Consider the following 20,581-nt stretch of genomic DNA (forward strand, 5'->3'; position numbering starts at 1 on the left):
AACTGCCGCGCATAGGCGCTGAAGGTCTCTACATAACGGCGCTGGCCTTCGGCATACAAGGTGTCAAACACCAGACTCGACTTGCCCGAACCGCTGGGGCCGGTGACCACGGTCAATTCACCCGTGCGGATGTCAAGATCGATGTTTTTGAGGTTGTGCTGACGGGCACCACGGATGCGGATGAGACCTTGGGGCATGCTTGGCTTTATTCGGTGGAGGCCAAACATTCTAGGTCGCGGACCGTGACATGTCTGATGCCCAAAAGAAAAGCCACGCGACTGCGTGGCTTTGGGTCTTGGCACCTTGCCGAAGCCAGGTGCCCGCAGTCAGCAGTGCTTACTTGGCAGCGCTGGCGTCAGCAGCAGGGGCTGCAGCGGGTGCGGGCGCGGCAGCAGGTGCATCGGCTTTGGCTGGCTCTGAGTGGATAGCGTCAGCGCCATGCTTTTCACCGCTCATGTCCAACTTGTCACCGCCCTTGCTGATCACGTAAATTCCCAAGGCAGCAAAGATCACGAATCCAACAGCAATTTTCCACATAGTTCAACTCCAATAATGAAAAAGGCCCTCCACAGAGGGAAGGCCCAGAATGTAGCACCCGAGTCACCCCGGGATGCTTACAAGATCGATCAGTCGTCGGCGTAGATGTCGACGTCTTTGGTTTCCTTGATGAACAAGCCACCGATCACGACGGTTGCACCGGCGATGATGATGGGGTACCACAAGCCGTTGTACATGTTACCGGTCTGGGCCACGATCGCGAAAGCAGTCGTAGGCAACAGGCCACCAAACCAGCCGTTACCAATGTGGTAAGGCAAGGACATGGAGGTGTAACGGATGCGGGTTGGGAACATCTCGACCAGCATGGCGGCAATAGGACCGTAGACCATGGTCACCAACAACACCAGGTAAGTGAGGATGATGATGACGGTGACCTTGTCGAACTTAGCCATGTCAGCTTTGACAGGGTAGTTCGCACCTTTCAGTGCGGCACCCAGATTCGAAGCCAGCAAAGTCGCACCAGCGGTCTTCTCGTTGCTCAGGTCTTTGACAGACTTGTCGGCAGCGGCGATGGCCTTGGCATCTTTGGGTTCAGCAGCATTCAGAGCAGCCAGCTTTTCCTCGGCCTTGGCCTTGGCAGCAGCAACATCTTCAGCTGTGTACTTGACGTTCACCACGGTCTCGCCGACTTTGATGATGGCGGGTGTACCAGCAGGTGCCACTTCGTTGGAGTAGCTCACCGAAGCGCCAGCCAAACGTTGCTTGGCGATGTCGCAAGAAGAAGTGAACTTCTTGGTGCCTGTGGGGTTGAACTGGAACGAGCACTCGGCTGGATCAGCAATCACCACCACTTGCGATGCGGCTTGAGCAGCATAGAGGTCTGGGTTAGCAGCCTTGGTCAGTGCCTTGAACACAGGGAAGTAGGTCAACGCAGCCAACAAGCAACCGGCCAAGATGATCGGCTTGCGGCCAATCTTGTCAGACAGGGCGCCAAAGATGACGAAGAAGGGTGTGCCGATGATCAAGGAGATCGCCACCATGATGTTGGCGGTTGCACCGTCGACCTTCAGGGCCTGCGTCAAGAAGAACAAAGCGTAGAACTGACCCGAGTACCAGACCACAGCTTGACCAGCAGTCAAACCGACCAAGGCCAAGATCACGATCTTCAGGTTTTTCCACTGACCGAAAGACTCAGCCAATGGGGCCTTGGAGGTCTTGCCTTCGGCTTTCATTTTCACGAAAGCAGGCGATTCGTTCATGCTCAAGCGGATGAAGACCGAGATGATCAACATGATGATCGAGACGAGGAACGGAACGCGCCAGCCCCAGTCAGCGAAGGCTTCTTCACCGATGATGGTCCGTGTGCCCAGAATCACCATCAACGACAGGAACAAGCCCAAAGTCGCAGTGGTCTGGATCCAGGCCGTGTAGGCGCCGCGTTTGCCGTGAGGGGCATGCTCGGCCACGTAAGTGGCAGCACCACCGTACTCACCACCCAAAGCCAGGCCTTGCAGCAAGCGCAGGCAGATCAGGATGACGGGAGCGGCAACACCGATGCTGGCGTAGTTGGGCAAGATGCCCACGATGAAGGTCGATGCACCCATGATCAGGATCGTGACCAGGAAGGTGTACTTGCGGCCGATCATGTCGCCCAAACGGCCAAAGAAGATTGCGCCAAAAGGACGCACGATGAAGCCGGCAGCAAACGCCAACAAAGCGAAGATGAAGGCAGAACCTTCATCCAAGCCGCTGAAGAACTGCTTGGCAATGATCGCGGCCAACGAGCCGTACAGGTAAAAGTCGTACCACTCAAAGACGGTACCCAGAGAAGAGGCAAAAATTACCTTCTTCTCTTCCGCCGACATCGGACGGGGTTCAGTTGTAGCCATGAAGCTGTCTCCAAAAAAGAGTCCCCGACACGGAGACTTGAGCGCGATTCTTGGGTGCAGCACTTGCCCGCATCTGACAGCGAGCCAACACATACTTACATTACAAGTAGAAACCCTTGGTATTTTTCCCGCACTGTGAAAATGAGCTGTTTTTCACGGGTAATCCCTAGCGCTTCGCCCACCGATAATGGCCACTCCATTTCTTGATTCCACCGTTCATTACCCGTGGCAACCCCAAAATCACAGTCTGCACGCCTGAAAATTCGCTTTTTGACAGGCGTTTTGTATCTGGCGTGGGCGTTGGTGGGCTTTGGTTGGGTTTGGTTTGCAAGGGCATTGGACTTCACCATCGGTGACTGGACCCTCAACTTCTGGGTGGCTGCGCAAGGCAGCATTCTGTTTTTTTTGCTGATCACTGTGGTGAACGCATGGCTGGTTAACCGCTGGGAAAAAGAGGTTCAAGATGAAGAGGCACAAGCGCCGCCTTCATCGCATTGAACCCATTCAGACGGCGACTTCGGCCAAGCGCTCAAAGGGCAGACTTTGCTTGACCAGAATCACCGTACAGGGCGCCTGCATGGCCACCTTGATCGGAACCGTGGCCAAGACCCTTTGCATCTGCAAACCATGCGTTGCGGCCCCCATGATGACCATGTTGACCTGATTGCCTTCCGCATAGCGCAGCAAGGCGTCCGCCACATCACCCGACTCGAGCACGTGAAAAGAGGTTTGGTGCCCGCCCAGGTCAAGCGCTTGGGCCCATTGCTGCAAACGACTCAAATGCCAGCGGTGCACTTGGGTCTCGCCTTTTTCCGCATCGGTGCTGCTGGTCAACCCCGGCGAAATCACCGTCACGCAAGCCAACCGAGCGCCGGGACGAATGCCCATGGAACGGGCCACAGCTTCGCGCAAAGAATACAGCGTGGCGTCGCTCACATCGTGGTGCGGCACCGCCACCATGATGATCGGCACTTGCTCAATTTGCTGCACAGGCACTGGGCTTGGACGGTACGCCATGCCACTGGCACGAACCCAGCGCTTGAAATGGGTCCAAAAGCCAGTGCCCTCTATTTTTCGACCCCGTTCGGTCACGGTGACTTGGTCTGGATGGGTCAGATCAAACGCCAGATGAGATGCCGACGGGTAACGGTCAGCCGCCACGGGCTCCAAACAACGCAAGATCACTTCCTGCAGCCATTCTGGTAAATCCGGGCGGTGTTTTCGTGGCGGTGGCGGGTCCATCCACAAACGCTGGCGCATGCCTGCTGCGGTCGCCGGTTCACCAAAAGGCAGCTCGCCTGTGGTCAATTCATACAGCATGACCCCAATGGCAAAAATGTCGCTGCGTGGATCCCCGCGCACCCCAACCACTTGTTCGGGCGAGATCCAGACAGGCGAGCCCACGGCTTTGCGCAACTCCTCGGCCAGCAAATCCGGGTAGTGCGCGTGGCAAGACAAACCAAAGTCCAACATGACCGCAGAACCATCGGGGCGAATCAGCACATTGGCTGGCTTCAAGTCGAGATGACACACGTTTTGCTGGTGCAGACTGTGGGCCGCACGCCGTGGCAGCCCCTAGGCTCGCCATCTCGGACACCGTCAAAGTCTCGCGACGGTCGAGCCAATGCTGCAGGGTATGGCCGTCGACATATTCCATCACCAGATAGGGCACTCGGGACAAATCTCCGGCGGCCACAAAACGCGGCACATGCGGTCCTTTGAGCTCGGACAAAATTTGCAACTCAATCTCGAAGCTCACAATGTTTTCCGCGCCATCGCCCGCTGTCATGCGTGGAATTTTCATGGCCATTGGGAACTCGGCTGCTCGGCGCGTCCCGTCATCCGAAGGGGCGTAAACCACTTTGTAAATGTGGGCCATGCCACCGGCATGCAAACAGGCTTCGACCTCAAAGCCATCGATCAGGTGTCCGGGATTCAAAAGTTTCAACGTCCACGCTCCAATCGTTGTGAAAAATATGCCGGCAATCCGGCCAGTCGAATCGCAGCCGCGGCTTCGGCATGGTTGTAGGACACCCGGTGAAACGTGATTTTTTGAAGCGTGCGATCGTAAACCGCGTACATGGCGCGGGCATCGCCATCACGCGGCTGACCGCATGAACCAACACAGCCCACCATGGGCCGGTGCAAAGGCGTGGGCACAGGCGTGCCAGGTGTCGGGTCAAATCGCATCAAGTTGCGACCAGCCCCTCGGTAATACAGCGTCTGATGGTGCACATGCCCCACCAAAACGTGCGGCCCTTGTTGTTTAGCCAAGGCCTGATCCAGGCATCGCCCTGCAGCAGCCTCGCCATCGACATAGCGCCACGAAGCCGGATGGTCGGCGCTGGCATGAACCAGCAACAACCCATCCTGCGCCACGGTGAGCGGCAAATGCGACAAAAATTCCCGATGTGCAGCGCTCAACTGCTCGTGTGTCCACTGTGCACTCTGTGAGCCCAGGGTGGCCTCTGCGCCTTGCGCCGAAGGGGGATTCAAAGCCATTTCATCGTGGTTACCGAGCAGCACCAGCGCCCCTTGCAAGGCCAAGTTCATCACTTCGTCGAGAACCGCCACAGGGTCTGCGCCGTATCCCACCAGATCGCCCAAAAAGGCAAACTGATCCACGCCCTGCTGGCGCGCATGGGCCAGGCAAGCCTGCAAGGCTTGACGGTTGGCATGGATGTCAGAAATCAGGGCCAGTTTCATGGGGATCTTCGCTGCCATGATGACAGTCCATTGAGGTGCAGAGCTTGCCCCAGATCAAGTTTGAGGCACATACCCGACTGTATCCAACCGAGCACGCTCAGACTACAAAACTCAGACTTTGCGCTGAATACCCACGGGCAATCGGCCCACCCCGGTCCATTCCGGAGACTGAAACCAAGGGTCCTCTTGCAGGTACGCCCGCAACATAGGCAAGGCATCGTTGCCCCAAAACACCTGCCCATCGACCACAAAACTGGGCACCCCAAACAAGTTCAGCGCGATCGCTTCGTCGGTATTGGCTTTCAGGCGCTGCTTGACTTCGGCGCTGCCCACATCGGCCACAGGAGCCAGATCGGCATTGAGCGCAGCCAGACGCACGGCATCGGCGGCCTCTTGGCCGGTGCACCACACATGCCGAAAAATCTTCTCGCAAACGAAGCGGTTGGGCTCGCCAGCCGGATCGCACGCCGTGGCCAACCGCAACAAGCCCAAAGAATTGAAAGGATGGCTGGCGGGCAGCTGCAAAGGCGTGCCTTGCGCGCGGGCTTGCCACTGCACCTGCCGGTAAGTCCAGTCGCGCTTGGCGGGGATCTCTGCCGGGCCCAACTGGCCGTGGTGGTGCAGCATGGCACCAAAGACCACCGGCTTGTGCACCACCCGGTAACTGATGCCCTGCAAGGCTTGGGGCAAAGCATCGAAGGCCAGCCACGCATAAGGAGAAATAAAGTCGAGGTAGAAATGAATGGTTTTCATGGTGTGGTGCCAAGTGCCCAAAAAATCAAACGCGTCAGCGGTCCATCGCTTGGCGCTGGCGCAAACGCTCGGGAATTTGCGCCCAGACCTGGCGCTTTTCTTCGTCGGTGGCCCGGCTCCAGCCACCGATTTCGGGCAGTGTGCGCAAACACCCATCGCACCAGCCCGCGCTGGGGTGCATCAAGCACAACGACACACACGGCGATGGCACCGAATTCGGTGCAGGCGGTATCGCCTCGGCCAACACCTGCTCGGCGCGTTCACTGAGTTTTTTCCAATAGTGCTGGCTCATGCACGTACCTTTGTTGAATCGGGTGCATCAGCTGCCTCAGATGCGACTTGCGCCACATCGGCCAGTGGTGCACCCGTCAGGCGCTTCAGGTCTTCGGGTTGCAAGCGGAACACGCCGTGCGGGTGCCCGGCTGCGGCCCAGACTTCGTCAAAGCGCCACAGGTCCTGATCGAGCAAGGTCACTGGCGGCTTGAGGTGCGCCACGGGCGAGACACCACCAATCGTGAAGCCCGTCTGCGCTTTCACAAAATCGGCATCGGCCCGACCGATCTTGCCCACCAAGGCCGACACTTTCTTTTCGTCCACCCGGCGGTCGCCGGAAGTGACCACCAACACGGCCACACCATCTTCCTTGCGCTTGAAGATCACGCTCTTGGCGATCTGGCCCAATTGCACACCAAGGCCATCGGCGGCCTCTTGTGCGGTGCGGGCCGCACCATCGAGCATGACCGGGACATGGGGGTGCGAAGCGTCTTGCAAGGCCTGCGCAACGCGCTGCACGCCTTCGGGCAGCGCATGGAGTTCTGATCCGCACATGCTTCAGCCCGCCCGTTTGTTGAGGATGGCCGTGGCCACCCGCGACTGGGTTTTGCGGCCCAGAAAGTCGCTGATGAACGCCCCCGCGTCGATCAGCTTGTCAAGATCGATCCCCGTTTCAATGCCCATGCCGTGCAGCATGTAAATCACCTCTTCAGTGGCCACGTTGCCCGTGGCCCCTTTGGCATAAGGGCAACCTCCCAAACCGGCCACAGACGATTGGAAATTCCAGACGCCCATTTGCAGCGCCGCCAGCGTGTTGGACAGCGCCTGGCCATAGGTGTCGTGAAAGTGGCCGCAAATGTGGTCTACCGCGAAATGCTGCTGCGTTGCCTCGATGGCCTTTTGCACCTTGAGTGGCGTACCCGCCCCAATCGTGTCAGCCACATCCACGCGCTGCACGCCAATTTGCTTCATCAAACCCGCCAGATACGCCACACGCTCAGGGGCCACATCGCCCTCGTAGGGGCAACCCACGGTGCAGCTCATGGCACCGCGCACCGCGATGCCAGCGGCCAAGGCCGCCTGTACCACGGGCGCAAACCGTTCGATGCTTTCGGCGATTGAGCAATTGATGTTTTTGAGGCTGAAGGCCTCGCTGGCCGCACCAAAAACCACGATTTCATCAGGCTGTGTTTTGAGGGCCGCTTCAAAACCCTGCAAGTTGGGCGTGAGCACCGAATAACGCACGCCGCTCTGGCGCTGGATACCTGCCATCACCTCGGCGTTGTCGGCCATTTGCGGCACCCACTTGGGGCTGACAAAACTGGTGACTTCGATCTCTTTCAGGCCTGCGGCCTGCAGGCGGTGCACCAACTCAATCTTGACGGCGGAAGGCACTGGCTGCTTTTCGTTTTGCAGACCGTCGCGGGGGCCAACATCAATGAGTTGAACGCGTGAGGGCAATGACATGTGGAAAACTTTCAATAACCGCGCTGGGGATCGACCACACCGTTGATCGACTGCCCGCGCTGCAAAGCCTGGATTTTGCCTACGATTTGCGCAATGCTTTCTTCACGCAGGGTGCGCGCTGAGGTGTGGGGCGTGACGGTGATTTTCGGGTGTTGCCAGAAAACGTGGTCGGCAGGCAGTGGCTCGGTGCGAAACACATCGAGCGTGGCCCCGGCCAGATGGCCGCTGTCGATCAGGGCGATCAAGTCGTCATCGACCAAGTGCTTGCCACGGGCCACGTTGATGACGTAGCCACCGGGCTGCAATGTCGACAGCGTGGCTTGGTTTAGTATGTTTTCGGTCTCGGGCGTGAGCGGCATCAGATTGACCAACACCCGCGTGGCCGCCAAAAATTCGGGCAAGCCCTGGGGCCCATTGAAACAGCGGATGCCGGGCAGGTTTTTGGCGCTGCGGCTGTAACCATTGACCGGAAAGTCAAACACCTGCAAGGCTTTGGCCACACGCTCGCCGAGCACGCCAAGACCCATCACACCGACTGCAAAATCGGCGCGGTTGCGCGGCTTGCGGTAAGACCATTTGCCTGCTTGGGTGTCAGCTTCGTAGCCGTCGAACTCGCGAAAATGCCGGATCACCGCGTGGCACACGTATTCGGCCATCTGCACCGACATGCCTGCGTCGTCCAGACGCACCACCTTGAGGTGGGCCGGCAAACGCAGCTGCAGCAAGGCGTCCACGCCCGCACCGATGTTGAACAGGGTTTTCAGCCCAGCTTGTTCGTCGATGAACTGCTGAGGCGGCGCCCAAACGATGGCGTGGTCAGCTTGCGTTGCGCCAGGGGCCCATGCATCAACCGCAGCCTGCGGAAAAGCTTGCTGCAGGCCTTGCACCCAAGGCTCTGGTGACAGGCCAGTAAAACAGATGGTGATTTTCATGGCGTGATTTTGTCAGCAAGCGCCAAACCGGGCTGTCACGTGGGACAACAGCCAGCGACTCACACCGCCAGCTTGAGCAGCTCCGCCCCATCGGCCACCTGGTCGCCAGGGGCATACAACAGTTCGGCCACGGTGCCGTCTTGGGGGGCGCTGATGGTGTGCTCCATTTTCATGGCCTCCATCACGGCCAGTGCCTGCCCCGCTTTGACCTTGTCGCCCGCTTTGACCGCGAACGACACGACCTTGCCCGGCATGGGGGCTGTGAGGCGACCACCCTCTTGCGCGGCTTCGCCTGCATGGGCCAGCGGGTCGAGCACGGTGATGCGCGTTGCGCCCTGGGGCGTGAACACATGGCGAACTTCGCCTTGTGCGTGCACCGTACTGTGAGTGCGCACCCCATTGAACTGCACCCACAAACCATCGCCTTGTGGCGTGAACTGCAAAGCGGACTCCCGCCCTTCAACCCCTTCCCCCACCTGCAAACGCAGCACATCGCCATAAGTCAGCACCGCACGCACGGGCTGGCCGTCGTACTCCAGCTCAAATCGGCGGCGCGTGGTGCCGTGCGACTGCCAGCCGTCACGGCGACTGAACGGGTCGTTCCCTTTCACATCGGCCTCCGCATACAGGGTCGCGGCGATCACTGCGGCGGCAGCTGCTGCCAGACCCACCGGGTCTTGCTTGAACAGCACGGCCGCTTCGCGCTGAATGAGCGCCGTGTCGAGTTGCGCCTTGGCAAAAGCGGGCGAGCGCACCACATGGCGCAAGAACTGCACATTGGTGTTCAAACCCACGATGTGGGTTTGTGCCAATGCGGTGTCCAGCCGTGCCAGCGCTTGTTCGCGGGTGTCGCCGTGCACGATCAGCTTGGCCACCATGGAGTCGTAAAACGGGCTGATGGTGTCGCCCTCGCGCACGCCATCGTCGATGCGGACCGCGACGCCTGTGTCGCTCATGTTCGCACGCTCAAAGCTGCTCGCTTGTGGCTTGCGGTAGACCTGCAGCGTGCCCGTGGCGGGCAAGAAATGGTTGTCGGGGTTTTCAGCGCAAATGCGCGCTTCAATGGCGTGGCCCTGAATGCGCAGCTGGTCTTGTCGCAAAGGCAAGGGCTCGCCATTGGCCACGCGCAACTGCCACTCCACCAGGTCCAGACCGGTGATGGCTTCGGTCACCGGGTGCTCGACCTGCAAGCGGGTGTTCATCTCCATGAAAAAGAACTTCATCGACTCGGGTTGGTCATAGGCCGTTTGCTCGACGATGAACTCCACCGTGCCCGCACCCACATAGTTGACGGCCTTGGCCGCTGCCACCGCCGCTGCGCCCATTTGTGCGCGCAGGGCATCGCTCATGCCAGGGGCAGGGGCTTCTTCGAGCACCTTTTGGTGACGGCGCTGCACCGAGCAATCACGCTCGAACAAATACACGCAGTTGCCTTGCGTGTCGCCAAAAACCTGGATTTCAATGTGGCGCGGGCGCTGCACGTATTTTTCAATCAACACCGCATCGCTGCCAAAGCTGTTGATGGCTTCACGTTTGCAACTCGCGAGCGCTGCGGCAAAGTCTTCGGACTTTTCCACCACCCGCATGCCTTTGCCGCCGCCGCCCGCGCTGGCTTTGATGAGGGCGGGGTAACCGATGCGGTCCGCTTCGCGTTGCAGCAAGGCTGGGTCTTGGTCTGCGCCGTGGTAGCCGGGCACCAAAGGCACACCCGCGGCTTCCATCAAGCGTTTGGATTCGGCCTTCAAGCCCATCGCCAAAATGGCCGAGGCCGGTGGGCCGATGAACACAAGCCCAGCTGCAGCGCAGGCCTTGGCAAAGTCTTCGTTCTCGCTCAAAAAACCATAGCCGGGGTGCACCGCCTCGGCACCGGTGTCTTTGGCGGCTTGCAAAATCCGCTCCCAGCGCAGATAGCTGTCTTTGGGTGCGCTGCCGCCCACATGAACGGCTTCGTCGCAGGCTTGCACGTGCTTGGCGCTGGCGTCGGCGTCGGAATAAACGGCCACGGTTTTGAGGCCCATGCGGCGGGCGGTGGCTGCCACGCGGCAGGCGATTTCGCCACGGTTGGCGATCAGAATTTTTTTGAACATGTTTGCTTCCTCAAGCCAGCCATTGGGGTTTGCGCTTTTGCAAGAAGGACTGCACGCCCTCTTTGCCTTCGGCACTTGAACGGATTTCGGCGATGCCCGCCACCGTCTGTGCCACCAGCGCGTCGTTGATCTCGCGCTCGGCCACGTTTTGCACCAAGCGCTTGCAAGCGCGTACCGCATTGGGGCTCGCGTTCACCAGTGCTTGCGTCAGTTCGGCCACTTGGGCGTCCAGCGCATCGGCAGTCACCACCTCGTGCACCAAGCCAATGCGGTGCGCCTCGGCGGCACCAAAGCGCTCAGCGGTCAAAAAGTAGCGGTGCGCCGCACGCGCGCCCATGGCACGGATCACATAGGGACTGATGGTGGCCGGTATCAAGCCCAGCTTCACCTCGCTCAGACAATAGTTCGCCGTGTCCACACTCACGGCCATGTCGCACGCGGCCACCAAGCCCATGCCGCCCGCATACACATCGCCCTGCACACGGGCGATGGTGGGCTGGGGACATTCGTAGATGGCGCGCAGCATGGCCGCCAGCTCGCCCGCATCGGCCAGGTTTTCTTCGCGGCTGTAATCGGCCATGCGGCGCATCCAGTTCAGGTCTGCGCCTGCGCAAAATGCAGGCCCCTCAGCGGCCAACACCACGCAGCGCACGCTGGCATCTTGCGCCACAGAAAGGAAAGCGCTTTTCAAATCGGCAATGACTTCGTCATTGAAGGCATTGCGCACATCGGGGCGCGACACCGTGATGGTGTGCACACTGTTTTGGGTGGAAAGGGTCAAGGCTGTCGTCATGGCAACCCCATCACATCCGGAACAGGCCGAACTTGGTTTCAGGAATCGGCGCATTCAGCGAGGCGCTCAGGCCCAAGGCCAGTACGCGGCGCGTGTCGGCGGGGTCGATCACACCGTCGTCCCAAATGCGGGCAGTGGCGTAATACGGGTGGCCTTGGTCTTCGTACTGTTGTTTGATCGGGGCTTTGAAGGCCTCTTCTTCCTCCATGCTCCAGCTGCCGCCCTTGCCCTCGATGCCATCGCGCTTGACGGTGGCCAACACGCTGGCCGCTTGCTCGCCGCCCATGACGCTGATGCGGGCGTTGGGCCACATCCACAAAAAGCGCGGCCCGAAAGCGCGACCACACATGCCATAGTTGCCCGCGCCAAAGCTGCCGCCAATGATGATGGTGAACTTGGGTACGGCCGCTGTGGCCACGGCGGTGACCATCTTGGCGCCGTTGCGGGCGATGCCTTCGTTTTCGTATTTGCGCCCGACCATGAAGCCGGTGATGTTTTGCAAAAACACCAGCGGGATCTTGCGCTGGCAGCACAGCTCGATGAAGTGCGCGCCCTTCAAAGCCGACTCAGAAAACAAGATGCCGTTGTTGGCGATGATGCCCACCGGCATGCCTTCGATGCGGGCAAAACCGCAAATCAAAGTGGTGCCAAAGCGCGATTTGAATTCGTCAAAGTCAGAGCCGTCCACGATGCGGGCGATGATCTCGCGCACATCAAAGGGTTTGCGCGTGTCGGTGGGGATCACGCCATAAAGTTCTTGTGCATCGAATTGTGGGGGCACGCTGGCGTGCGTGGTGATGTGCGGCGTCTTTTGGGCATTGAGGTTTTTCACAGCCTGACGCGCCAGCGCCAGTGCGTGCACATCGTTTTGAGCCAAGTGATCGGCCACGCCCGACAGGCGGGTGTGCACATCGCCACCGCCCAAATCTTCGGCACTCACTACTTCGCCCGTGGCGGCTTTGACCAAAGGCGGGCCGCCCAAAAAGATGGTGCCTTGGTTTTTCACGATGATGGTCTCGTCGCTCATGGCGGGCACATACGCGCCGCCCGCCGTGCAGCTGCCCATGACCACCGCGATCTGGGCGATGCCCAGCGCACTCATGTTCGCTTGGTTGAAGAAGATGCGGCCAAAGTGGTCGCGGTCTGGAAAAACATCGTCTTGGTTAGGCAAGTTGGCCCCGCCCGAGTCGACCAGATAAATGCAGGGCAAGCGGTTTTGCTGGGCGATTTCTTGCGCCCGCAGGTGCTTTTTCACTGTCATCGGGTAGTAGGTGCCGCCTTTCACCGTGGCGTCGTTGCACACGATCATGCAGTCCACCCCGCTCACGCGGCCAATGCCCACGATCACGCCCGCACTGGGCGCATCGTTGTTGTACATGTTCAAGGCCGCCAGTGGCGCGACTTCGAGGAAGGGCGTGCCGGGGTCGAGCAGCATTTGTACCCGGTCGCGCGGCAGCAGCTTGCCGCGAGCGGTGTGCTTGGCTCGCGGGGCCTCGCCACCGCCTTGGGCCACGCGTTCCAGGTGGGCGCGCAGGTCATCGACCAGGCCACGCATGGCTGCGGCATTGGCCTGAAAATCAGCCGAACGCGGGTTCAGTTGGGAGTGCAAAACGGTCATGGTGCTTCCTTGGCTGCGCGACGCTCGGCACCGCCCAGCGGTCGCATCGATCGTGCAATGCCCGCCAGCTTAGCGCCTGCAGGCGTCTGGCATGGCGTCAATTGGGTTGCAAATCGTGCCACAATCATCGCCACGATGAGTACCGCGATCAGCGCCCTTCCCAGCCCCAATGCCATTGGCCGTGCCGAGACCCCGATGGCCTTTGTAAAAGCCATCGTGATGGCTTACACACAACGTGGCCTGGACCCCAGAACAGCCTTGTCGACGGCACAAATTGCGCCAAGCTCACTCCAACAAACCGAAGCACGCATCACCGCCACACAAATGGAGTGGCTGTCCGCCACCGCCATGCGCGAACTGGACGACGAGGCGCTGGGCTGGTTCAGCCGCCGCCTGCCTTGGGGCAGCTACGGCATGCTGGTGCGGGCCTCGCTGACCGCGCCCACCTTGGGCGTGGCGCTCCAGCGCTGGTGCCGCCACCACGGCCTGCTGACGGACGACATCCATTTGCAGATCAACCAAGAACAGGGCGTGGTCAGTCTTCAATTGCAAGAAAACAGAGCCTTGGGGGCGCTACAGGAATTTTGCGTGGTGTCGGTACTGCGCAACGTGCTGGGCGTGGCCTGCTGGCTGACCGACTCGCGCATTTCGCTGCGGCAAACCAACCTGCGATTTGCCGCACCGCAACACGCAGACAGTTACCGCGTGCTGTTTGACGGCCCCACCCAATTCAACACGGCCGAGCACAGCCTGCAGTTCGATGCGGGCTACCTGAGCCTGCCCGTGCGCCGAGACGAAGCCGCATTGCAACGCATGCTGCAACGGGCGCTGTTGCTCACGGTGCGGCCTTATCGGCGTGACCGCCTGCTGGTAGAAAAGGTGCGCCAGGCCTTGGCCGAACACCCACAAAGCACTCGCAATGCCGATGACCTGGCCGCTTGGCTCAACTTGTCGGCCCGCACCCTGCACCGGCAACTGAAAGATGAAGGGGCCAGCTTGCAACAACTGAAAGACGCGGTGCGGCGCGACCTGGCCAAGGACCTGCTGCTGCGCACGCCGCGTGCCATCAAACAGATTGCTTCAGAAGTGGGGTTTCAAAACGAAAAAAGCTTCATGCGGGCGTTCAAGACCTGGACGGGGCAAACACCCGAAGACTTCCGGCAAGCCAGGACACCTTGAACGGCACCCAAGCGGGGCAGATTCAAGCCAAACGCAACTCGCGCATACCGGCAAACACCCGCTGTGCACCCGCCTGCAGCAGCGGTTCATGCTCAGCGGGCGGCTGGGCATACGCCCACACCGTCGCGCCAGCGGCCACGCCCGCCGTGATGCCTACGGTGCTGTCTTCGATCACCAGACAGCGCGCAGGGTCGATCTGCAAATGTGCGGCCGCGGCCAAGTACACATCGGGGTGCGGTTTGCTGCGAGGCATTTCGTGCCCACTGAATATGCGTCCTTCAAAGAAGTCCATCAAGCCCACTTGTTTGAGCATCATCTCGACCTTGAAACGGTCTGCGCCCGAGGCCACTGCGATGCGGCCCTGGCAGTGGTCATGCAAATGCGCCACCGCTTCGTGCACGCCGTCGATGGCTGTGATGCTTTGCGTCAACCGCTCGTTGCGCCGGGCAAAGAACTGCTCCAGCCAGACATCGGTCAAAGGCTGCCCGGTGCGGGCCTCGATGGTGTCGCGCTGGCTTTTCACGGTGTGACCCACAAAGCGCTGCATGCACTCGGCCAGCGTCATGCGCCAGCCTTGTTCTTCAAACATGTCGCGCAGCACGCCACAGGTGATGGCTTCGCTGTCCACCAGCACGCCGTCGCAGTCAAACAAAATGGCTTCAAAGTTCATGCGGCGAATCATAAAGGCTCAGAGCACATCGCCATCGACGTAGTACCAACGCCCGTCTTCGCGCACGAAGCGACTGCGTTCGTGCTGGCGCACGGCCTTGCCACCCACACGGAAGCGGGCGACGAATTCCACTTCAGCGGTGTCATGACCGGTCTGGCGATGCTGCTTGATCTCCAGACCCAGCCATTGGGTCCCCGCTTCAAGCGTCAATTCGGCGGGCCGCTGGCTGCTGTGCCAAGTGGCCAACAGGTAGTCCACATCCCCGCGCACAAAAGCGCTGTAACGCGAACGCATCAGGCTTTCGGCATCGGGGGCGTTCGGCTTAGCGTGGTACAGGCCGCAGCAAGCATCAAAACGCAGTGCCTGACCTTTGGCGTTGGTGCGGCAGCAGGGACAGGGTGCCAAATTCACAGGCTTGTTTTGCAGGTCGGACATCAAGCGCCTTTTCGCGAAGCGCTTTCGGCCTTGTGCTGCGCCAGCGTGACCATGGGCGCGTGGGCCTTCTTCCAGGCGGCATAACCACCGTCGATGTGGGCCACATTGGTCATGCCCATGTCTTGCAGGGTTTTGGTGGCCAAGGCGCTGCGCCAGCCAGCCCCACAAAACAAGATGAAGTGCTTGCTTTCGTCGGCAAACACCGGTTTGAAGTACGGCGACGCCGGGTCGACCCAAAATTCCAACATACCGCGTGGCGCGAGCAATGCGCCGGGCACCGTGCCCTCTCGCTCAAGTTCACGCACATCGCGAATGTCGACGATCTGCACGTTCGGGTCGTTCAGACGGGCCCGAACTTCGTCCACGCTGTACGTCGTGACCTGCGCCATGGCCTCATCAACGAGTGCCTGGAAACCTTTGGTGATCGGCATTTTTTCTCCCGTTATCGATGGGCTTTTTTACAGGCGTCAAAGCGCACGCTGGATGATGATTTTTTGCACATCGCTGGTGCCTTCATAGATCTGGCACACGCGCACATCGCGGTAGATGCGCTCGACCGGGAAATCGCTCACATAGCCATAGCCGCCCAGCGTCTGGATGGCGGCTGAGCAGACTTTTTCGGCCGCTTCGCTGGCAAACAGTTTGGCCATGGCGGCTTCTTTCAGGCAAGGGCGACCGGCATCGCGCAGGCTGGCCGCGTGCCAAATCAGTTGACGCGCCGCTTCGAGTTGGGTGGCACATTCGGCCAAACGGAAACCCACCGCCTGGTGGTTGAAGATCGCGGTACCAAAGCTTTCGCGCTGCTTGGCGTAATCGATCGCCACGTCCAATGCGCTGCGAGCCATGCCCAGACTTTGAGCCGCAATGCCAATGCGCCCGCCTTCGAGTGCCGACAGGGCGATCTTGTAGCCCTCGCCCTCTTGGCCTATCCGGTTTTCAGCCGGGATGCGGCAGCTGTCGAAGTTGATCTGCGCGGTGTCGCTGCTGTGTTGGCCCAGCTTGTCTTCCAGACGCGCCACCACATAACCCGGGGCGCTGGTGGGCACCAAGAAGGCGCTCATGCCCTTCTTGCCAGCGCCTTTGTCGGTGACGGCAATCACGATGGCCACGTCGCCATTTTGGCCACTGGTGATGAACTGCTTGACGCCGTTGATGACGTAGTCGTTGCCATCCTTGACGGCGGTGGTGCGCAGGGCTGAGGCATCGGACCCCACATGCGGCTCGGTCAGGCAAAACGCGCCCAGCATCTGGCCTTGGGCCAAGGGCGTGAGCCACTTCGTTTTTTGGGCGGCATTGCCGTACATCATCAAGATGGCATTCACCGGACAGTTGGTCACGCTGATGGTGGTGCTCACACCGCCATCTCCAGCCGCGATTTCTTCGAGCACCAGCGCCAGCGTCACATAGTCAAGGCCCGCACCGCCCAGCTCTTCGGGCACGCAGATGCCGTAAGCGCCCAGCTCGGCCAGGCCCTTGTGCACATCTTTGGGGAAATGGTGCTTTTTGTCCCATTCGGCGGCGTGGGGCCACAGCTCGCGCTGGGCAAAGTCGCGCACCGCTTCGCGAATCATTTCCTGGTCAGGGGTCAGCAGCATGGGTCTCTTTCGTTCAGATCAGTTCCAAGGCAACAGCGGTGCCCTCGCCACCGCCGATGCACAGCGTGGCCAGGCCGCGTTTCAAGCCACGTGCTTTCAACGCATGGATCAGCGTGACCATGATGCGGGCACCGGACGCGCCAATGGGGTGACCCAACGCACAGGCACCGCCATTGACGTTGACTTTGTCGTGCGGCACGTTCAACTCTTTCATGAGCGCCATGGGCACCACGGCAAAGGCTTCATTGACTTCCCACAGGTCCACGTCTTCGACTTTCCAGCCGGCTTTGGCCAGTGCCTTTTGCGTCGCGCCCACCGGAGCCGTGGCAAACCATTCAGGCTCTTGCGCGTGAGTGGCATGGCTGACGATGCGGGCCAAGGGCTTGCAGCCGAGTTGGGCCGCGGTGCTGGCACGCATCAAGACCATGGCGGCGGCACCGTCGTTGATCGACGAGCTGCTGGCGGCGGTGATGGTGCCGTCTTTCTTGAAGGCGGGCTTGAGGCTGGTGATCTTGTCGAGCTTGACTTTGCCGGGGCCTTCATCGGTGGACACCACGCGCTCGCCGCTGCGGTCTTTGACGGTGACGGGCGTGATCTCTGCAGCAAAGGCACCCGACTCGGTGGCGGCCCTGGCACGCTGCACGCTGGTGGTGGCAAAGTGGTCTTGCTCGGCGCGGGTGAAGCTGTATTTGGCAGCGCAGTCTTCGCCAAAGGTGCCCATGCTGCGACCTGGCTCGTAAGCGTCTTCCAGACCATCGAGCATCATGTGGTCAAAGATGCGGTCGTGGCCCATGCGGTAACCACTGCGGCCTTTGAGCATCAAATAAGGCGCGTTGGTCATGCTTTCCATGCCACCCGCCACCAACACGTCGTGTGTGCCGGCCACCAGCATGTCGTGCGCAAACATGGCCGCACGCATGCCCGAGCCGCACATCTTGGAGAGCGTCACGGCACCAGCGCTCTTGGGCAAGCCGCCCTTGAAGGCCGCTTGACGCGCAGGGGCTTGCCCTTGTCCAGCCATCAGGCAGTTGCCAAACAACACTTCGGTAACGAGTTCAGGGCTGATGCCTGCACGCTCGACTGCGGCCTTGATCGCCGCGCCACCCAGGTCATGGGCAGCCAGGCTGGCGAAGTCGCTTTGAAAACTGCCCATGGGGGTACGGGCAGCGCTGACGATGACGATGGGATCGGACATGGGGTTTCTCCAAAAAATTCAAAAAGAAATCAACTTTCGCTGGCTGAAGCCACAAAGGAAAGATGCCTGAAGGTGTACGCCACGCATGTCCGTCATGGGCTTCACATGCCGCCCCGCGGATAGCGCTTGAATGCACTGCGAAACACATTAACCACTTCGCTGGCATTGCTCATGGTGACTCCGAGGTCTTTGACCAAGCCGTTGTCCAGGCCGTAAATCCAGCCGTGCACGGTGACTTTTTGGCCCCGGCTCCAGGCGTCTTGCATGACGTTGGACAAGGCGACGTTGCCCACTTGCTCGATCACGTTCATCTCGCACATGACCGATTCAAGCTGTTCTTGGGGCAAATGGTTCAGGCGCTGGCGGTGGCGCAGGCGCACGTCTTGCACGTGGCGCAGCCAGTTGTCGGCCAAGCCCACGCGGGTGCCGCGCGTGGCGGCCAAGACACCGCCGCAGCCGTAGTGCCCGACCACCATGATGTGCTCCACCTTGAGGGCATCGACCGCGTACTGGATGACCGACAGGGCATTGAGGTCGGAATGCACCACCACGTTGGCCACGTTGCGGTGCACAAACACTTCGCCCGGGTCCAAGCCGGTGATCTGGTTGGCGGGCACGCGGCTATCCGAGCAGCCGATCCACAAATATTTGGGGTTTTGCTGGTTGGCCAGACGCGAGAAGTACGCGGGGTTCTCCGTGACCATGCGCTCGGCCCAAGCCCGGTTGTTGTCAAAAAGGTGCTGTAGTGATGTGCTCATGCCTTGATTGTCGCAGTGCAGCAATGCCGTTTTGTGACTGCGGATTTCAGCAGGTTTCGGCAAACAATTCGCGGCCGATCAGCATGCGGCGAATCTCTGAGGTGCCCGCGCCGATTTCGTACAACTTGGCATCGCGCCAGAGGCGGCCCAACGGGTATTCGTTGATGTAGCCGTTGCCACCAAAAATCTGCACGCCCTCGCCCGCCATCCAGGTGGCTTTTTCGGCCGTCCACAAAATGACGCTCGCGCAATCCTTGCGCACTTGGCGCACATGCTCAACACCCAGCAAGTCGAGGTTTTTGGCCACGGTGTAAGCAAACGAGCGACCCGCTTGCAACACGGTGTACATGTCGGCCACCTTGCCCTGAATGAGCTGAAATTCACCAATGCTTTGGCCAAACTGCTTGCGTTCGTGGATGTAGGGGATCACGTTGTCCATGACGGCCTGCATGATGCCCAGCGGTCCACCCGTCAGCACCGCGCGTTCGTAGTCCAGGCCGCTCATCAGCACTTTGGCGCCATTGTTCAGGCCGCCCAAAATATTCGCCTCGGGCACCTCCACGTTGTTGAAGACCAGCTCGCCCGTGTGGCTGCCGCGCATGCCCAGCTTGTCGAGCTTTTGCGCGATCGAAAAACCCTTCATGCCCTTCTCGATCAAAAAGGCGGTCACGCCGCGAGCGCCCAGCTCGGGCTCGCTCTTGGCATAGACCACCAAGGTGTCGGCATCGGGCCCGTTGGTGATCCACATCTTGGAGCCGTTGAGCAGGTAGTAACCGCCTTTGTCTTCGGCCTTGAGTTTCATGCTCAGCACATCCGAGCCCGCGCCGGGTTCGGACATGGCCAATGCGCCCACGTGCTCGCCACTGATCAGCTTGGGCAGGTATTTGGCGCGTTGCTCGGGCGTGCCGTTGCGCTTGATTTGGTTCACGCACAGGTTGGAGTGCGCGCCGTAGCTCAGGCCCACGGAGGCGCTGGCACGCGAGATTTCTTCCATGGCGATCATGTGCGCCAAATACCCCATGTTCGCGCCGCCGTATTCCTCACCCACGGTGATGCCCAACACGCCCAAGTCGCCCATCTTGCGCCACAGGTCCATGGGGAATTGATCGTCACGGTCGATCTGTGCCGCACGCGGGGCAATTTCGGCTTGCGCAAAGTCACGCACCGCGTCGCGCAGGGCATCGATGTCTTCACCGAGTTGGAAATTCAGGCCAGGCAGGTTGTTCATGGGAGGGCTCCTAGGGGCTGTGGGGCTTGAGCGCGATGCGCTGTGATTAAAAAAACAGGGGTTAATACGTTTGGGCAACGGGTGCCACGGTCTGCTGCATCACCGCGCAGGGCGATGTTTTGCCATCGGCATCGATGTGCACCACTTCGGCCGATGTGACGATGACTCGTCGACCGGCTTTGAGCACTTTGCCAATGGCCCGGATTTCACCGCCTTGGAAACTGTTTAAAAAATTGATTTTGTATTCGACTGTGACCACTTCCATGCCCTCTGGGGCCACGGTGAGGGCGGCATAACCCCCAGCAATGTCGGCCAGTGCGCCAATGGCACCCCCATGAAAGCCGCCTTGCTGCTGGGTGAGCTTGTCGCTGTAGGACAGGGCCAGTTCCACCTGGCCGGGCGTGGCCGACAGCAAGCGCACCCCCAAGTGGGTCATCATGCCCTGACGGGCCAGACTGAGGGCAACACGCTCGTGAGGAGAAGAGGCTGTGGTCACATGAATCCT

At 60.1% G+C, this 20,581-nt stretch carries 21 protein-coding genes and 1 pseudogene; 2 read left to right on the forward strand and 20 right to left on the reverse strand.

Annotation, left to right across the window (positions count from 1 at the left end):
- Positions 1-336: 336 nt before the first annotated feature.
- Together ACZ5RG_RS11480 and ACZ5RG_RS11485 are read right to left on the reverse strand one after the other, a co-directional pair.
- Positions 337-537, reverse strand: a complete 201-nt coding sequence (locus ACZ5RG_RS11480) for a hypothetical protein (RefSeq protein ID WP_298598436.1) — start codon at positions 535-537, stop codon at positions 337-339.
- Positions 538-626: 89 nt separating this feature from the next.
- Positions 627-2,387, reverse strand: coding sequence for an MFS transporter (locus tag ACZ5RG_RS11485; RefSeq protein WP_312260519.1), 1,761 nt, complete (start codon positions 2,385-2,387; stop codon positions 627-629).
- A 225-nt stretch (positions 2,388-2,612) separates the two neighbouring features.
- On the opposite strand from ACZ5RG_RS11485, the gene ACZ5RG_RS11490 reads away from it, so the two are divergent.
- Positions 2,613-2,885: a DUF4212 domain-containing protein gene (locus ACZ5RG_RS11490; RefSeq protein ID WP_298598430.1), complete on the forward strand. Its 273-nt coding sequence runs from the start codon at positions 2,613-2,615 to the stop codon at positions 2,883-2,885.
- 6 nt (positions 2,886-2,891) lie between these two features.
- Here the strand turns inward: ACZ5RG_RS11490 and ACZ5RG_RS11495 are convergent.
- The 10 genes and pseudogenes from ACZ5RG_RS11495 to ACZ5RG_RS11540 all read right to left on the reverse strand — a co-directional run bounded on the left by ACZ5RG_RS11495 (position 2,892) and on the right by ACZ5RG_RS11540 (position 13,016).
- Positions 2,892-4,335, reverse strand: a pseudogene (locus tag ACZ5RG_RS11495) (serine/threonine protein kinase).
- Positions 4,332-5,093, reverse strand: coding sequence for a metallophosphoesterase family protein (locus tag ACZ5RG_RS11500; protein ID WP_464448205.1), 762 nt, complete (start codon positions 5,091-5,093; stop codon positions 4,332-4,334). Before ACZ5RG_RS11500 ends, ACZ5RG_RS11495 begins: the two are co-directional and overlap by 4 nt.
- Positions 5,094-5,204: 111 nt before the next feature.
- Positions 5,205-5,846: a 2-hydroxychromene-2-carboxylate isomerase gene (locus tag ACZ5RG_RS11505; RefSeq protein WP_298598424.1), complete on the reverse strand. Its 642-nt coding sequence runs from the start codon at positions 5,844-5,846 to the stop codon at positions 5,205-5,207.
- 34 nt (positions 5,847-5,880) lie between these two features.
- The gene (locus ACZ5RG_RS11510) at positions 5,881-6,138 is read right to left on the reverse strand and encodes a DUF1289 domain-containing protein (RefSeq protein WP_298598421.1); all 258 of its coding nucleotides are present in this window, start codon (positions 6,136-6,138) and stop codon (positions 5,881-5,883) included.
- Positions 6,135-6,674, reverse strand: a complete 540-nt coding sequence (locus ACZ5RG_RS11515; protein WP_298598418.1) for a YbaK/EbsC family protein — start codon at positions 6,672-6,674, stop codon at positions 6,135-6,137. The genes ACZ5RG_RS11510 and ACZ5RG_RS11515 overlap by 4 nt, the downstream gene beginning before the upstream one ends.
- A gap of 3 nt (positions 6,675-6,677) precedes the next feature.
- Positions 6,678-7,586, reverse strand: coding sequence for a hydroxymethylglutaryl-CoA lyase (locus ACZ5RG_RS11520; protein ID WP_464447086.1), 909 nt, complete (start codon positions 7,584-7,586; stop codon positions 6,678-6,680).
- A gap of 11 nt (positions 7,587-7,597) precedes the next feature.
- On the reverse strand, positions 7,598-8,518 hold the full coding sequence (locus ACZ5RG_RS11525) for a 2-hydroxyacid dehydrogenase (RefSeq protein ID WP_464447087.1): 921 nt from the start codon (positions 8,516-8,518) through the stop codon (positions 7,598-7,600).
- A gap of 59 nt (positions 8,519-8,577) precedes the next feature.
- On the reverse strand, positions 8,578-10,605 hold the full coding sequence (locus ACZ5RG_RS11530) for an acetyl/propionyl/methylcrotonyl-CoA carboxylase subunit alpha (protein WP_464447088.1): 2,028 nt from the start codon (positions 10,603-10,605) through the stop codon (positions 8,578-8,580).
- A 10-nt stretch (positions 10,606-10,615) separates the two neighbouring features.
- Positions 10,616-11,398: an enoyl-CoA hydratase/isomerase family protein gene (locus ACZ5RG_RS11535; protein WP_464447089.1), complete on the reverse strand. Its 783-nt coding sequence runs from the start codon at positions 11,396-11,398 to the stop codon at positions 10,616-10,618.
- Between the two features lie 10 nt (positions 11,399-11,408).
- The gene (locus ACZ5RG_RS11540) at positions 11,409-13,016 is read right to left on the reverse strand and encodes a carboxyl transferase domain-containing protein (RefSeq protein WP_298598402.1); all 1,608 of its coding nucleotides are present in this window, start codon (positions 13,014-13,016) and stop codon (positions 11,409-11,411) included.
- 135 nt (positions 13,017-13,151) lie between these two features.
- Here ACZ5RG_RS11540 and ACZ5RG_RS11545 point away from each other — a divergent pair, with 135 nt between their 5' ends.
- Positions 13,152-14,195 carry an AraC family transcriptional regulator gene (locus ACZ5RG_RS11545; RefSeq protein WP_464447090.1) on the forward strand — a complete coding sequence of 348 codons (1,044 nt, stop codon included), beginning with the start codon at positions 13,152-13,154 and terminating at the stop codon, positions 14,193-14,195.
- Positions 14,196-14,217: 22 nt separating this feature from the next.
- Here ACZ5RG_RS11545 and ACZ5RG_RS11550 read toward each other — a convergent pair whose 3' ends face one another.
- From ACZ5RG_RS11550 to ACZ5RG_RS11585, 8 genes are all read right to left on the reverse strand, one after another.
- The gene (locus ACZ5RG_RS11550; RefSeq protein WP_315235903.1) at positions 14,218-14,865 is read right to left on the reverse strand and encodes an HAD family phosphatase; all 648 of its coding nucleotides are present in this window, start codon (positions 14,863-14,865) and stop codon (positions 14,218-14,220) included.
- A gap of 18 nt (positions 14,866-14,883) precedes the next feature.
- Positions 14,884-15,300: a YchJ family protein gene (locus tag ACZ5RG_RS11555; protein WP_298598393.1), complete on the reverse strand. Its 417-nt coding sequence runs from the start codon at positions 15,298-15,300 to the stop codon at positions 14,884-14,886.
- Positions 15,300-15,731 carry a rhodanese-like domain-containing protein gene (locus ACZ5RG_RS11560; protein WP_312260530.1) on the reverse strand — a complete coding sequence of 144 codons (432 nt, stop codon included), beginning with the start codon at positions 15,729-15,731 and terminating at the stop codon, positions 15,300-15,302. The genes ACZ5RG_RS11555 and ACZ5RG_RS11560 overlap by 1 nt, the downstream gene beginning before the upstream one ends.
- Positions 15,732-15,767: 36 nt before the next feature.
- The gene (locus ACZ5RG_RS11565) at positions 15,768-16,895 is read right to left on the reverse strand and encodes an acyl-CoA dehydrogenase family protein (protein ID WP_298598387.1); all 1,128 of its coding nucleotides are present in this window, start codon (positions 16,893-16,895) and stop codon (positions 15,768-15,770) included.
- Between the two features lie 13 nt (positions 16,896-16,908).
- Positions 16,909-18,090 carry an acetyl-CoA C-acyltransferase gene (locus ACZ5RG_RS11570; RefSeq protein ID WP_312260531.1) on the reverse strand — a complete coding sequence of 394 codons (1,182 nt, stop codon included), beginning with the start codon at positions 18,088-18,090 and terminating at the stop codon, positions 16,909-16,911.
- 101 nt (positions 18,091-18,191) lie between these two features.
- The gene (can, locus tag ACZ5RG_RS11575; RefSeq protein ID WP_036075513.1) at positions 18,192-18,848 is read right to left on the reverse strand and encodes a carbonate dehydratase; all 657 of its coding nucleotides are present in this window, start codon (positions 18,846-18,848) and stop codon (positions 18,192-18,194) included.
- Between the two features lie 46 nt (positions 18,849-18,894).
- Positions 18,895-20,076 carry an isovaleryl-CoA dehydrogenase gene (locus ACZ5RG_RS11580; protein WP_464447091.1) on the reverse strand — a complete coding sequence of 394 codons (1,182 nt, stop codon included), beginning with the start codon at positions 20,074-20,076 and terminating at the stop codon, positions 18,895-18,897.
- A 61-nt stretch (positions 20,077-20,137) separates the two neighbouring features.
- Positions 20,138-20,572, reverse strand: coding sequence for a PaaI family thioesterase (locus ACZ5RG_RS11585; RefSeq protein WP_312260532.1), 435 nt, complete (start codon positions 20,570-20,572; stop codon positions 20,138-20,140).
- Positions 20,573-20,581 lie beyond the last annotated feature (9 nt).

This window comes from Limnohabitans sp. TEGF005, from assembly GCF_055394835.1.